The sequence below is a fragment of the Paraburkholderia sabiae genome (assembly GCF_030412785.1).
Lineage (GTDB): Bacteria > Pseudomonadota > Gammaproteobacteria > Burkholderiales > Burkholderiaceae > Paraburkholderia > Paraburkholderia sabiae.
This window is the reverse complement of the sequence record NZ_CP125295.1, coordinates 6,383,506-6,396,884: the sequence shown is the minus strand read 5'-3', so window position 1 is coordinate 6,396,884 and position 13,379 is coordinate 6,383,506. Positions and strand designations below refer to the sequence as shown.

The window sequence follows — 13,379 nt, the reverse complement described above, 5'->3', positions numbered from 1 at the left end:
CGCGCGTCGATAGAAAGAAGAAAAGTCAGCCCGCGAGCGTCGGGATGCTCGTGAACATGTGGCGCATGTAGTCGAGCATCTTCGCGAGCATCCACGGACCGATCAGCACCAGCGTCACGGCAATCGCGAACAGCTTCGGAATGAACGACAGCGTCGCTTCGTTGATCTGCGTCGCGGCCTGGAACAGGCTCACGATCAGACCGACGACGAGCCCCACGAACAGCGGCGGCGCGGCCAGCAGCAATGCGATATACATCGCTTCGTGCGCAAGGGTGGTGACGGTTTCCGGCGTCATGACGTAACTCTCCCGGCGATGCTGGACTTAAACGAAGCTCTGCGCGAGCGAACCGACAATCAACTGCCAACCGTCGACCAGCACGAACAGCATCAGCTTGAAAGGCAGCGAAATCGTCGCGGGCGAAATCATCATCATGCCCATCGACATCAGCACGCTCGCCACCACCATGTCGATGATCACGAACGGAATGAACACGGTGAAGCCGATCTGGAAGCCCGTCTTCAGTTCGCTCGTCACGAACGACGGCACCAGCAGCGACAGCGGCACATCTTCCGGACCTTGCATCGGCGGCGCATGCGAAATGCGTGCGAACAGCGCGAGATCGCTTTCACGCGTCTGCTTCAGCATGAACGACTTGAACGGCGCGACGCCGCGCTTCACGGCTTCGTCCATCTGGATCGTGCCATCCGAGAAAGGCTTGTAGCCGTCGTTATAAGCCTTGTCGAGTACGGGCGACATCACGAACAGCGTGAGGAACAGCGCGAGACCGACCAGCACCTGGTTCGGCGGCGTGGTCGGCGTGCCGATCGCCTGACGCAGCAGCGACAGCACGATGATGATGCGCGTGAAGCTCGTCATCATCAGCACCATCGCGGGCAGGAACGACAGCATCGTGAGCAGCAGCATCGTCTGCACGCTCAGCGAGTACGTCGTGCCGCCGTTCGGGCCGGGGCTCGTGTTGAAGGCGGGCAGACCGTTGGCCTGCGCATGCGAGAGCGTCGGTACGGCGAGCATCAGCGCAGGCACCGCGAGCGGCGCGGCAAACGCGACACCTTTCAGAATGCGCTTCTTCATCGAAACGGGAGTCTTCGTGGAGGCGTGAGACAAGGCGTGGGACGAGGCGTGAGACGAGGCGTGGGAAATCACAGCGCCACTGCGCTGCGCGTCAGATCGGTCGTACTGCATTACTGTTCTCCGCTGTCGCGTCGCTGGAAACGTCGGGATGCTTCGTGTTTGAGCGCGTCGCGAAAGCGTTGTCCGAAGGTGCCGCTCAACTGATCCGGGCCGCCGGCGGGGTTGACGCCGGTTGTGCCCGGTTCGCCGGGCGTGCCGGTGAAAGAGTTGCCCTTGGTCGACCCAGCGGGCATCGTATGCAAGAGGCGTACGTTGCCGGGCGCTGCGCCCAGCACGAGCCACGTATCGCCGACTTCGACGACGGCCACGCGCTCCTTGCCGCCGAGCGACGTGCCGCCGATCGTCTTCACGACCCCGCCGCGCTGGCCGGGTTGCAGGCCGAAGCGGCGCGCAAGCCAGGCGAAGCCGAATACCAGGCCGATCACGACCGCGAGGCCGACGATCGTCTGCAGCACGGCGCCGACGCCGAGAGCAGGCACGGCCGTTCCCGCGCCGACGCCCGAGGCGATCTTCGCGGCATTGTTGACAGCATTCATGTCGGCGGCATGCGCAAGATTCGCGCACAGCGTGACGGCAGTCGTTACAACTGCCGACACGACCGTCGACATGACACGGGCGCGGCGCGGAAGCGGCTGGCCGCTCCCGTGTATCGCGGCCCGAAGTACAGCAAGTTTCATCGATTCAGTTTCCGGATGCGCTCGGACGGCGTGATGATGTCGGTCAGGCGGATGCCGAACTTGTCGTTCACGACGACCACTTCACCTTGTGCAATCAGGCAGCCGTTCACGAGCACGTCCATCGGCTCGCCGGCCAGACCATCCAGTTCGACGACGGAACCCTGCGCAAGTTGCAGCAGATTGCGAATAGCAATTTTCGTGCGCCCCAGTTCGACGGTCATCTGGACGGGAATGTCCAGAATCATGTCGATGTCGTTGCGCGTCGTGGTCGGCTCGACCTTCGACAGCGGCTGGAACACGCCCGCCGTGCTTGCGCTGACGGCCGTGTTGTCGTTCTGCTCGGCGAGCGCGCTCGCCCAATCGTCGAGCGCGGCTTCTTCTGCGCCCGAGCCTGGCAACGGATCATTCACTTTCGATTCTTCCGGCATATCCATTTCGGGTGTCGAGTTCAACTCAGTCATATCCCGCTTCCTTCATCTGTTCCGCTGCGCTGATCATCTTCTGCACGCGCAACGCATATTGCCCATTGAAAATTCCGTAGCCGCATTCCATCACGGGCACGCCATCGACCTTCGCGGTGATGTGCTCCGGAATGTTGATGGGCAGCACGTCGCCCGCCTTCATGTTGAGAATCTCCTGGAACGTCACGGGGACCTGCGCGAGATCCGCCGTCAGTTCCACTTCGGCTGCCTGCACCTGCTGCGACAGCACGCGCACCCAGCGGCGGTCCACTTCGAGCGCTTCGCCCTGAATCGGCGAGGAGAGCACGTCGCGGATCGGCTCGATCATCGAGTACGGCATGCAGATATGCAGCGTGCCGCCCGTCGGACCGAATTCGATCGAGAACTGCGTGACGATCACGATTTCGTTCGGCGTGGCAACGTTTGCGAACTGCGTGTGCATCTCCGAGCGCACGTATTCGAACTGCAGCGGCCGCACGCTCTTCCATGCCGTCGTGTAGTGCTCGAACACGAGCCCGAGCAGCTTGCTGATGATGCGCTGCTCGGTCTGCGTGAAGTCGCGGCCTTCGACGCGCGTATGGAAACGCCCGTCGCCGCCAAACAGGTTGTCGACCACGAAGAACACGAGGTTCGGATCGAACACGAACAGCGACGTGCCGCGCAGAGGCTTCACGTGGACGAGGTTCAGGTTCGTCGGGATCGGCAGATTGCGTGTGAATTCGCTGTACTTCTGCACCTTCACCGGGCCGACGGAAATTTCCGCCGTGCGCCGCATGAAGTTGAAAATGCCGACGCGCAAGAGTCGCGCGAAACGGTCGTTGATGATTTCGAGGCCGGGCATCCGGCCGCGAACGATGCGCTCCTGCGTCGCGATGTTGTACGGGCGGACGCCGGCACGATCGGACTGGTCGGATTGCGAGTCGGACTCGCCGGTGACGCCCTTGAGAAGGGCATCGACCTCCTCCTGGGACATGAACTCTTCGTGGCCCATTCCTATTCCTCGTGCGTCCCTTCGATGGCGCGGTTCAAGATCAAATCAGTGAGCGCAAGGCGCGGTTACTGGACGACGAATTCGGTGAACAGCACGTCGGAGACGTGCACCGGTTGACCGTTGGCCTCAGTCGGCTCTTCGATCAGCTTTTCGAGTTCCGTGGCGAGTGCTTTCTTGCCGTCGAGCGTCGCGAGTTCCTCGGGATGCTTGTTCGACAGCGCGAGCAGCACGCGGCTGCGGATCTCAGGCATATGCTCGGTCAAATGTTCCTGCACCTTCTGGTCGGTCAGCTTCAGCGTCAGACCGATGCGCAGATAGTGTTGCTGCCCGTCGTCCGACTGCAGGTTCACCGTCATCGATTCGAGCGGGAAGAAGATGGGCGCGGGTGCGGGAGCGGGTGCTGCAGCCGTTGCGGCGGCGGGCGCGCGCTTCGACATGAAGAACCAGACGCCTGCACCGGCTGCGCCGGCCGCGACCAGTACGATCAGCAGGATCAACACAATGCGCTTGACGAGGCCCGGGGAAGAGGGCTTCGCAGTTGCTTGCTGGTTTGCGGTCGTGGATGCCATGGAATTGAGTGCCTATATGCTGTAGGTGAATTTTCAGGTTTCTTGCGATGCAGCGATGGGTCGAAAAGAAGGGAAATTCGGGGTTAGCTCGTTTATTTGCCTGCCGGGGCGGGTTTGTTTTGTCTGGCGTTCGCTGGTTTTTGCTGGCATCCGCGATGCGTTTTCGCTCTTCACGCGTTGCCCCTGTGCGGGGCGGCAGTTACTTTCTTTGCAGCGGCAAAGAAAGTAACCAAAGAAAGCCGCTTCAAACCTCCGGTGCCCGCCAGCGCACCACCACGGCATCCCGCAGTTGAGCTATCGCGCCGCGACGCGAACACTCCGTAGAAACCCCGCAGTCAACCGCGCACGGCGCGACAACACCACGCAACCTTTGCGCACATACCGCCGCAAACCAGGCCGACCCATGTGCTCCGGTCAGGTGTAATTTTTGACGCTGCGCGCACCCGATTTCGGGCTTTCTACGGAGTGTTTGCGTCGCTGCGCGACAGCTCAACTGCGGCATGCCGAAGTGCGAACCTGGCAGGCACCGGGGGTTTGAAGCCGCTTTCTTTGGTTACTTTCTTTGCGGCGGCAAAGAAAGTAACTGCCGCCCCGCACAGGGGCAACGCTAATAAACCGAAACGATAGAGCGGATGCCGCCAGAGGCAACAAGCGCACCGATGGGCCATGCGCCCAGCATCAAAAGATCACGCAAACGTATCGACAAGCCCAACCGTGCGCCGCACAGGCACCCGCACGCTCGTCGCGCCAGCGTCCACAACATCGACACCCACGTCACCGCGGCCACTGCCGCCCCGCCCGCTACGAGAACCGCCGCTCTGGTCCTGACCCTGCTGGCTGGTCTGCCGGGCAAAGCCGTCGCTGACGCTCGCGCTTCCCAACCCGATGCCGCCTTGTTCCATCGCTTCGCGTAGTTTCGGCAGCGCGGCTTCGACCGCGTCGCGCACCTGCTGATGCTGCGAAACAAAAAGGGCATGTGCATGGTTATCGGCAACCTGGAGGACGACCTGTAGAGGCCCGAGGTCGCGCGGGTTGAGCGTGAGTTCCGCCGTCTGCTGATGCGCGTTGGTGAGGAACACGACCTTCTGGCTGAAGGCGTCTTCCCAGTCGTGTGCGCCGACTTGCGGCGCGATCGCGTTCGCCATTGCGGCCGTTGTCGGATTCGCGCCTTGCGTCAGCGTGGTCGTTGCGCTCGCGGCAGCGGCCGCCGATGCAGCCTGGGTCGCGGCGAGCGCTGCGTTCGTGTCGGCCGCTGCGGCGGGGACGGGCGCCGCCTGTGCGGCGTTCGCGCCGGCAGCGGCTGCGGCGAGCGTTTCGGCCGGGCTCGGCTGCGCGGCTGCGCCGGCAGCCGGTGCTGCTGCGGCGGTCGCGTTCGACGCCGTTGCGTCGCCCTTCGCCGCGTGCAGGTCGCCGAACGTCAGGCCCTTGCCTGCACCCGCGCCACGTCCGCCGAGCGTCGCATCGCCGGTGACGGCCGCGCCGCTCGAACTTGCAGACGCCGTTGCGCCCGCTGCGGGCGCGACGCCCTGGCCGCTCGCCAAAGCAGCGAACGCAGCCTGCAACGCGTCTTGAGTCTGTTTCGGATCGAGCGATGCGATTTTCTTCGACGGCGTCTGGATCACAGGCGTGGTCGTGTTGCCCACGACGGGAGTCGAAGCGGGCGTCGACGGCTGCGCCGCGGCATTCGCTGCGTCCGCAGCATCGCTTGCCTGGGCTTGCGCCTGTGCGGCGGCAGCGGCTGCTGCTGCGGCGGCTGCCGTCTCAGCGGCGGCGGCGTCCTTGGTCGGCGCGGCGTCGTTCGACTTCGAAGCCGTATCGGTCTTGTCCTTGCCGCTCGTGCCGTTCGCACCATTGGCGCCGTTCGCCGCGCCGCTTTGCTGCGTGCTGTCGCTCTGGCTCGCGGACTTCGTGCTGTCGGTGCTGTTCGAGCTATCCGACGCGCTGGTGTTCTTCGACGAATCGTCGGCGGGCGGCGCGTCGTGCACGCTCGAACCGTTCGATGCCGATGGCGACGGCGTCGGTGCAGGCGCGCTCGGTGCCGGCGAAGGCGCGGGCGCGGCGGCCAGGTTCTGCGCGTTGATGCTCTGCTGCAGCGTGGTCGAGAAGGGCAGTGCGCTGCCGGCGTTCGCGCCGTTCGACGCGCTGCTGCCCGATGAGCCGCTCGTCGAGCCGAGCAGCGAGTTGATCAGTGAAAGAGGCGACATGCTGGATCTCGTGTGGTCGTGTCAGTCCCGATGCGCGCCGCATCGTGTGCGGCGGGCGGCGTGTTCACGCGCCTTCTGCGCGCATCCGGAGAATTCGTGCGCCGTATTCGTCGGCGTCCCGTTGATCGCGGCGGGCCGCGACCTTGGCTTCGGCGGCGATGCCGCGTGCTTCCAGTACTTCATAAGAGCCGAGCTTCTGCTTGCTGCGCTGCCATTCCGGCTTGGCCGCTTCGACGCGCGCCGTCGCCGTCGCCAGCAACTGACGCTGCTGGTCGATCGCGGCGTCGAGCGTGTCGATGAACGCCTGAAAGTTGCGCATGTTGCCGGCGGGCATGCCTGCCTTCGCCGTCTCGGTGAAACGGCGGTGATATTCGTCGCGGTACTCGACGAGCGAGTTCAGCTGCGCTTCGACTTCGTTGCGCTCGCGCTGCACGCGGCCGAGCTTGCGCGCGGCGGCGTCGACGTCGTCCTGCGCGAGACCAATCAGCGTCTTGATCGGGAAGTGCTTGCTCATGCGTCTGTTACCTCCTAGCCGAACAGCGAGTCGAGGTGCGCCACGCTGGCATCGAAGCCCGCGCTTTCGCGAAAACCTTGCTGCAAAAATGCTTCCATACGCGGATACAGCGCGATGGCCTTGTCGAGCACGGCGTCGCGCCCCGCCGAATACGCGCCCACGTTGATCAGATCGCGGTTGCGCTGGTAGCGCGACAGCATCTGCTTGAACTGGCGCGTGCGGTCGAGATGCGCGTCGTTGATCAGCGCCGTCATCGCGCGGCTGATCGATGCTTCGATGTCGATCGCGGGATAGTGGCCCGCTTCGGCGAGTGCGCGCGACAGCACGATGTGGCCGTCGAGAATCGCGCGCGCCGAGTCGGCGATCGGGTCCTGCTGGTCGTCGCCTTCCGTCAGCACCGTATAGAACGCGGTGATCGAGCCGCCGCCTTCGGGACCGTTGCCCGTGCGCTCGACGAGCGCCGGCAGCTTCGCGAACACGGAAGGCGGATAGCCCTTGGTCGCGGGCGGTTCGCCGATCGCGAGCGCGATCTCGCGCTGCGCCATCGCGTAACGCGTCAGCGAATCCATCAGCAGCAGCACGTGCTTGCCCTGATCGCGGAAATATTCGGCGAGCGACGTCGCGTAGGCGGCGCCCTGCATCCGCAGCAGCGGCGAGACGTCGGCAGGCGCGGCCACCACGACCGAGCGCGCGAGACCTTCCTCGCCGAGAATCTGTTCGATGAATTCCTTCACTTCGCGGCCGCGTTCGCCGATCAGGCCGATCACGATCACTTCCGCGCTGGTGTAGCGCGCCATCGTGCCGAGCAGCACCGATTTACCGACGCCCGAACCCGCGAACAGGCCCATGCGCTGGCCGCGTCCGACGGTGAGCAGCGCGTTGATCGCGCGCACGCCGACGTCGAGCACCTTGTGAATCGGCTCGCGATGCAGCGGGTTGATGGTCGGCGCAGTGAGCGGCGCGTCGTTGCGCGAGTTGAGCGGACCGAAGCCGTCGAGCGGCTTGCCCGACGCATCGACCACGCGGCCGAGCAGTTCCCAGCCGACGGGCAGACGCTTCGCGCCCGCCATCGGATCGGCGATGGGCGCGACTTCCAGCGGATAGACGCGCGCGCCGGGCAACAGACCGGCGACTTCCGTCGTCGGCATCAGAAAGAGCTTGTCGCCGTGAAAGCCGACCACTTCGGCTTCCGCCATCGTGCGCGTGCTGCCGGGCGGCAACTCGATCATCACTTCCGAACCGACGGCGAGACGCAGGCCGACGGCTTCGAGCACGAGACCGGCCGCGCGCGTCAGACGGCCGCACGCGCGCAGCGGACGGGCAATCTGGTTGCGCTCGCGCAGGCCAGTCAGGCGATTGCGCCACGCTTGCAGATGCGGATTGTCGAGCAGCGCGGGATCGGGCGTGCGCTTGGGCGCGGGTGCCAATTCGCGGCTCGCGGGCGCGGCTTCGGGATGCGGCGCGCTCGCTTTGGGTTCGTCGGAAGACTTCGCGTCGGCGCCCGCGTGGGCATCCGAAATCGCGGATTCGAGCGCCGCGAGCGACTCTTCCATCTGCGCGACGGTGAGCGCTTCCGCGCCGAACGATGCCAGCGCCAGCTCGCGTTCGAGCGGCGTGAGATCGCTGTGCTGAATATCTTCGATGGTCGGCTTTACCATGTGCTTGCCTTGCCGAGTGCAGCGGTGACGCGCTCCCAGCGCGTCGCGATGCCGGCGTCTACTTCGCCCGTCGTGGATACGGCGCGGCAACCGCCGCGTTCGATCGCGGGGTCGGTGCGCACGTTCCAGCCACGCGTCTGCAGTTCTTCCAGCAGATACGCTTCGACGACGGGCAGATCGGCAGGACTCACGATCAGAGCAGGCGCGCCGACCAGCGCCGGTTCTGTCGCCATCACTTCACGCGCGGCGGCGATGAGCGCCGTCGGGTCGTGTTGAACGTGCTGGCGTACGACTTGTTGCGCGATGTCGAGCGCGAGCGCGACGATCGTTTCCGACAGTTCGTGCTGCGCGTTGTCGAGCGCGGCCTTGAACGTTTCGGCGAGTGCGGCGAGCTGCGAGGCTTCCGCGCGCGCTTCCGCCTGACCCTGCTCGAAACCTTGTGCGCGGCCCTGCTCGTAACCGGCCTGATAGCCGAGCGCCTGGCCGGCCACGTGGCCGGACGCGACACCTTGCGCGTGCGCGGCGTCGCGCAGGCGCTGCAGTTCCGCTTCGAACGCGCCGTCGTCGATTTCTTCGGGCTCGGGTTCCGGCACCGGGTCGAACGAGGCCATCTCCCAGCGCTGGTAGGCCGAGAGGCTTTCCTTGCGCGTGGAGTCGTGGTCAGACATATGCATCTTCTGCCTTGCCGCCGATCACGATTGCTCCCGATTCGGCGAGATTGCGCACGACCTGGAGGATCTTGCGCTGTTGCGTTTCCACTTCCGACACGCGGACCGGGCCGCGTGCGTCGAGGTCTTCCGCGAGCAGCTCGGCTGCACGCTGCGACATGTTCGACAGGAACTTCTGGCGCAGCGCGGGCTGCGCGCCCTTCAGCGAGATGATCAGCGTCTCGGACTCGACTTCCTTCAGCAGCAGCTGGATCGCGCGGTCTTCCAGGTCGATCAGGTTGTCGAACACGAACATCTGGTCGATGATCTTCTGCGCGAGTTCCGCGTCGTACTGGCGGACGTTGTCGATGACCGACTCTTCGTGATTGCCCGGCAGGAAGTTGAGAATTTCCGCTGCCGTGCGAATGCCGCCCATCGGGCTGCGCTTCAGGTTGTCGCTGCCCGAGAGCAGGCCCGTCAGCACGTCGTCGAGTTCGCGCAGCGCGGCGGGCTGAATGCCGTCGAGCGTCGCGATCCGCAGCAGCACGTCGTTGCGCAGACGTTCCGTGAAGCAGGCGACGATTTCCGACGCCTGATCGCGGTCCAGGTGCACGAGGATCGTCGCGATTATCTGCGGGTGCTCGTTCTTGATCAGTTCGGCGACAGCTGCCGAATCCATCCACTTCAGACCTTCGATGCCGCTCGTATCGCTGCCTTGCAGGATACGGTCGATGATCGCGCCCGCCTTGTCGTCGCCGAGCGCCTTCGTCAGCACGGAGCGGATGTAATCGTTCGAATCGAGCGACAGGGCAGTGTGCTTGTCCGCCTCGGAGACGAACTCGTGCAGCACCTCGTCGATCTGTTCACGCGTGATGTTCTTCAGCGACGCCATCGCGACGCCGATCTTCTGGACTTCACGCGGACCCAGAAACTTGAATACCTGAGCCGCCTCTTCCTCGCCAATCGACATCAGCAGGAGCGCGCTCTTCAATACGCCTTCAGTGCTCATCGGACACCCAGCTCTTCACGACGGTTGCAACAATCTTCGGATCCTGACGCGCGATCTGACGCGCATATTCGAGGTTCCGCTCATATTTGGCCTTGTCGCTTTCCAGCGAGACCAGCGATCCTTCGACTTCCTCTTCCGCTGCCACGGCTGCCGCGCTCGGCAGGCCGTCGAGCACCGGTTCATCCGGCGACGGCAGTGCAGCGACGACTTCCGGCGGCGGCGGGAACGCGCGGCGCAGGGCCGGCTTCACCATCACGAAGTACAGGAACAGGGCGACCAGACCGATGCCGGCGTACGTCGCGATCTGCTTGTACATCGCGATCATGTCCTTCGTGCGCCACCACGGCAGGTCGGCATCCGGATCGGCGATCTGCTGGAACGCGCTGCTGATCACCTTGACCGTGTCGCCGCGCGCCTGGCTGTAACCCATCGCTTCCTTGACCAGCTGATCGACCTGCGCGAGCTTGTCGGCGGAAATGGGCTGCATCGTCGCGTGACCCTTTGCGTCGACGACACGCATGTAGTTCACCACCACGGCCACCGACAGGCGCTTGATGCCGCCAACCGCCTGCTCCGTGTGGCTCACGGTCTTGCTCAGCTCGTAGTTGGTGGTCGAGTCCTTGTGGTCGCTGACGGGCGTCGTCGTCACGCCGCTGGCGCCATTCGCGCTCGCCGTGATCGGTGCGGACGCCGGCTGCGGCGGCTGATTCGACAGTGCGCCCGGCACGCCCGACGCACCGCTCTGCGACATTTCGGTTGCCGTGCTGGTCTGCTGGCTGCGAATCGAGGCCTGCTGCGGATCGTTGTTCGGGGCATACCGCTCCGAGGTCTGCTCGTTCTTCGAGAAATCGATGTCCGCGCTCACCGACGAATGCGCGTTGCCCGAGCCGAACATCGGTCCGAGGATCGCGTCGATGCGCTGCTGCGTGTTGCGCTCGATCTGCTGCACATACTTGAGCTGCGTCGCGTCGAGGCCAGCGCCGTTCGCACCCGCCTGCGTGAGCAGGTTGCCGTCCTGGTCGACGATCGTCACGCCGCGCACGGGCATGTCAGGCACGGCGGAAGCGACCATATGCGTGATGGCCACGACCTGGCCTTCGTCGAGCATGCGGCCCGGATACAGATTGACGAGCACGGACGCCGACGGCGCTTCGCGGTCGCGCACGAACACGGTCGGCTTCGGAATCGCCAGATGGACGCGCGCCGTTTTCACCGTCGAGATCGATTCGATCGTGCGCTGCAGTTCGCCTTCCAGCGCGCGCTGGTAGTTGATCTGCTCGGCGAACTGGCTGATGCCGAACTTCTGGTTGTCCATCAGTTCGAAACCGACCGAGCCGCTCTTCGGCAGACCCTGCGACGCCAGGCGCAGACGCATTTCGTGCACCTGATCGGCGGGGATCAGGATCGCGCCGCCGGCATCGGAAAACTTGTAGGGAACGTTTGCCTGCTGGAGTGCGGCAACGATTGCGCCGCCATCCTGATCGGATACGTTGCTGTACAGCACCTTATAGTCGGGTGCACGCGACCAGAGAATCAGTCCCGCGACGACGGCGATCAGCACCGCGACCGCGAAGATCAGCGGCGCGCGCGGGTTGCCGCGCATCTGCGTCAGCGAAGCGGGCAGACCGGGGAAGCGCGAGGCAAAGCCGCTGCCCGAGCCGCCGAGGTCGAGGCCCGCTGCGCCCGCCTGGGCGGCTCCCGCTGCGCCGGGCTGTGCGCCGGCGAGGCCCATGCGGGCGTCGGGGGTCATTAAAGAGTTGGCTGACGAATCCATGCGTCGGGTTTCTCCGGAATCCTTTTGCGTTCTGCCGCTTACGCCGCCTTACCAGCAACGTCTGTCGACAGAGACTTTCACGCTAGGGATTATCCGCATGGGCAGGCAACCCGATGCGCCGAATAGCGGGGGGTTTCCCCCTTACTTTCACGGCTTTCGGAAAAGGGCCACTGCTATGCTTCCTGTCCAATTGGTGCATGGCGCGAACGCTCGCCGGCATCTCACTCAGGAGAGAACATGACAGCGCCCATCAATCCGCTCCAGTCGGCCCTGCAACAGATGCAGGCGATGGCAGCACAGGCCACGGGCGGCAGCGCCCAGGTGGCCAACGAATCTGGCGCCGCCACGGCGGGCGGCTTCGCGTCGGCGCTGAAGGCGTCGATCGACAAGATCAGCGGCGACCAGAAGGCTGCCGTCGGCGAAGCTCACGCATTCGAAATCGGCGCGCCGAACGTGTCGCTGAACGACGTGATGGTCGACATGCAGAAGGCCAACGTCGGCTTCCAGTTCGGCTTGCAGGTGCGCAACAAGCTGGTGTCGGCCTACAACGACATCATGCAGATGGCCGTCTGACGTAAAAAGCGAGCGCGCCGCAGGCGTTCGCGGGCATGCCGCCTTTCCTCTGGGCGGCGGCGCGCGGATTCATGCGCGGCGCATCGGCTTCCCGCCTCTTTTTTGTGCACTGTGCTGGTGCAACGGACCTGCCGCGCGTGGCAAACCCACGCGGCGCGCGGCCCCGGGGCGCCATGCCGTGGTGCATTTCTGACGCTTCCTTCCAGCGGGCTAAAGCTTTATTCGTATGAACCGATAACCTTGATACAAGGGCTGGCTGGAAAGCGCGCGGCAAAAGGTGACGCAGCGTCCCGGCAAGCCGTCCGCTGTCAGTCCGACCGTTATCTGCAATACAGGAGGAGCGCCGATGTTTTCCCCGGGACACTCTGGAGCCAATGCTTACGCTCGCGTCGGCGTGGAGACAGGGGTGATGGGTGCAAGCCCCCATCGCCTGATCGTGATGTTGTACCAGGGGGCGCGCAAGGCAGTTGCGCAGGCGCGTATGCATCTGCAGCAAGGCGATATTGCGGCCCGCGGCGAGTCGATCGGCAAGGCCATCCAGATCATCGGCGACGGATTGCAGCAGGCGCTCAATCTCGACGCCGGCGGCGAAATCGCGGGGCGTCTGGATGCGCTCTATAGCTATATGACGCGGCGACTGCTCGAGGCGAACCTCAAACAGAGCGAGGCGATGCTCGTCGAAGTCGACGGGTTGCTGGCCACGCTCGAGGAAGCCTGGATCGGAATCGCACCGGAGATTGCGCGGATGGCGATGCAGTCGTCCGCCGAAAGCATGAGATGAGTTCGAACGCAGACTATTTCGCCCGCTACGAGGCGATCGCAGCGATTTCAGTCCAGATGGTGATGGCAGCGCGAAACGCGCTTTGGAACGATCTCGTCCTGTTGCAGGACGAGTACCGGCATCTCGTCGACGCGCTGAAACACGCGGAAGACGGCGTGCGCCTGTCCGACGACGAGCGCTCCCGCAAATTCGACCTGATCCGCCAGATCCTCGCGAACGACGCGACGGTCCGCGATCTCGCGAATCCGCGCATGGCCAAGCTGCAGGCGCTGTTCGCGCCGAGCCGCCCGGCCATCGTGCTGACAGAACTTTACCAGGCGCGCTGAGCGCTTTCACACAGCTTCATATGAGCCGCTAGCGGCTACGCA

15 protein-coding genes are annotated in these 13,379 nt (G+C 64.5%); 3 read left to right on the top strand and 12 right to left on the bottom strand.

What is annotated here, in order from left to right; all coding sequences use genetic code 11:
* Positions 1–25: 25 nt before the first annotated feature.
* The 12 genes from fliQ to fliF all read right to left on the bottom strand — a co-directional run bounded on the left by fliQ (position 26) and on the right by fliF (position 11,657).
* The gene (gene fliQ / locus QEN71_RS28850) at positions 26–295 is read right to left on the bottom strand and encodes a flagellar biosynthesis protein FliQ (protein ID WP_012402292.1); all 270 of its coding nucleotides are present in this window, start codon (positions 293–295) and stop codon (positions 26–28) included.
* Between the two features lie 27 nt (positions 296–322).
* Positions 323–1,093 (bottom strand): flagellar type III secretion system pore protein FliP, encoded by a 771-nt coding sequence (fliP, locus tag QEN71_RS28845; RefSeq protein WP_223961269.1) that lies wholly within the window; start codon positions 1,091–1,093, stop codon positions 323–325.
* 110 nt (positions 1,094–1,203) lie between these two features.
* Positions 1,204–1,830, bottom strand: a complete 627-nt coding sequence (gene fliO, locus QEN71_RS28840; protein WP_201648910.1) for a flagellar biosynthetic protein FliO — start codon at positions 1,828–1,830, stop codon at positions 1,204–1,206.
* The gene (fliN, locus tag QEN71_RS28835; protein WP_201648911.1) at positions 1,827–2,291 is read right to left on the bottom strand and encodes a flagellar motor switch protein FliN; all 465 of its coding nucleotides are present in this window, start codon (positions 2,289–2,291) and stop codon (positions 1,827–1,829) included. Before fliN ends, fliO begins: the two co-directional genes overlap by 4 nt.
* Complete coding sequence (gene fliM, locus QEN71_RS28830; protein WP_201648912.1) at positions 2,284–3,282, bottom strand: flagellar motor switch protein FliM; 999 nt, start codon at positions 3,280–3,282, stop codon at positions 2,284–2,286. Before fliM ends, fliN begins: the two co-directional genes overlap by 8 nt.
* A 65-nt stretch (positions 3,283–3,347) precedes the next feature.
* Positions 3,348–3,851: a flagellar basal body-associated protein FliL gene (gene fliL / locus QEN71_RS28825; protein ID WP_028367379.1), complete on the bottom strand. Its 504-nt coding sequence runs from the start codon at positions 3,849–3,851 to the stop codon at positions 3,348–3,350.
* Between the two features lie 686 nt (positions 3,852–4,537).
* A complete protein-coding gene (locus tag QEN71_RS28820; RefSeq protein WP_201648913.1) occupies positions 4,538–6,055 on the bottom strand; it encodes a flagellar hook-length control protein FliK in 1,518 nt (505 codons plus the stop codon).
* 64 nt (positions 6,056–6,119) lie between these two features.
* On the bottom strand, positions 6,120–6,569 hold the full coding sequence (fliJ, locus tag QEN71_RS28815; protein ID WP_201648914.1) for a flagellar export protein FliJ: 450 nt from the start codon (positions 6,567–6,569) through the stop codon (positions 6,120–6,122).
* Positions 6,570–6,583: 14 nt separating this feature from the next.
* The gene (gene fliI, locus QEN71_RS28810; protein WP_201648915.1) at positions 6,584–8,227 is read right to left on the bottom strand and encodes a flagellar protein export ATPase FliI; all 1,644 of its coding nucleotides are present in this window, start codon (positions 8,225–8,227) and stop codon (positions 6,584–6,586) included.
* Complete coding sequence (fliH, locus tag QEN71_RS28805) at positions 8,221–8,901, bottom strand: flagellar assembly protein FliH (RefSeq protein WP_201648916.1); 681 nt, start codon at positions 8,899–8,901, stop codon at positions 8,221–8,223. Before fliH ends, fliI begins: the two co-directional genes overlap by 7 nt.
* A complete protein-coding gene (gene fliG / locus QEN71_RS28800; protein WP_201648917.1) occupies positions 8,888–9,883 on the bottom strand; it encodes a flagellar motor switch protein FliG in 996 nt (331 codons plus the stop codon). Before fliG ends, fliH begins: the two co-directional genes overlap by 14 nt.
* Complete coding sequence (gene fliF / locus QEN71_RS28795) at positions 9,873–11,657, bottom strand: flagellar basal-body MS-ring/collar protein FliF (RefSeq protein WP_201648918.1); 1,785 nt, start codon at positions 11,655–11,657, stop codon at positions 9,873–9,875. Before fliF ends, fliG begins: the two co-directional genes overlap by 11 nt.
* Positions 11,658–11,894: 237 nt before the next feature.
* Here fliF and fliE point away from each other — a divergent pair, with 237 nt between their 5' ends.
* The 3 genes from fliE (at position 11,895) to QEN71_RS28780 (ending at position 13,337) form a co-directional block, all read left to right on the top strand.
* Positions 11,895–12,230: a flagellar hook-basal body complex protein FliE gene (fliE, locus tag QEN71_RS28790; RefSeq protein ID WP_201648919.1), complete on the top strand. Its 336-nt coding sequence runs from the start codon at positions 11,895–11,897 to the stop codon at positions 12,228–12,230.
* 346 nt (positions 12,231–12,576) lie between these two features.
* Complete coding sequence (gene fliS, locus QEN71_RS28785; protein ID WP_201649005.1) at positions 12,577–13,011, top strand: flagellar export chaperone FliS; 435 nt, start codon at positions 12,577–12,579, stop codon at positions 13,009–13,011.
* Positions 13,008–13,337, top strand: coding sequence for a flagellar protein FliT (locus QEN71_RS28780; protein WP_201648920.1), 330 nt, complete (start codon positions 13,008–13,010; stop codon positions 13,335–13,337). Before fliS ends, QEN71_RS28780 begins: the two co-directional genes overlap by 4 nt.
* Positions 13,338–13,379 lie beyond the last annotated feature (42 nt).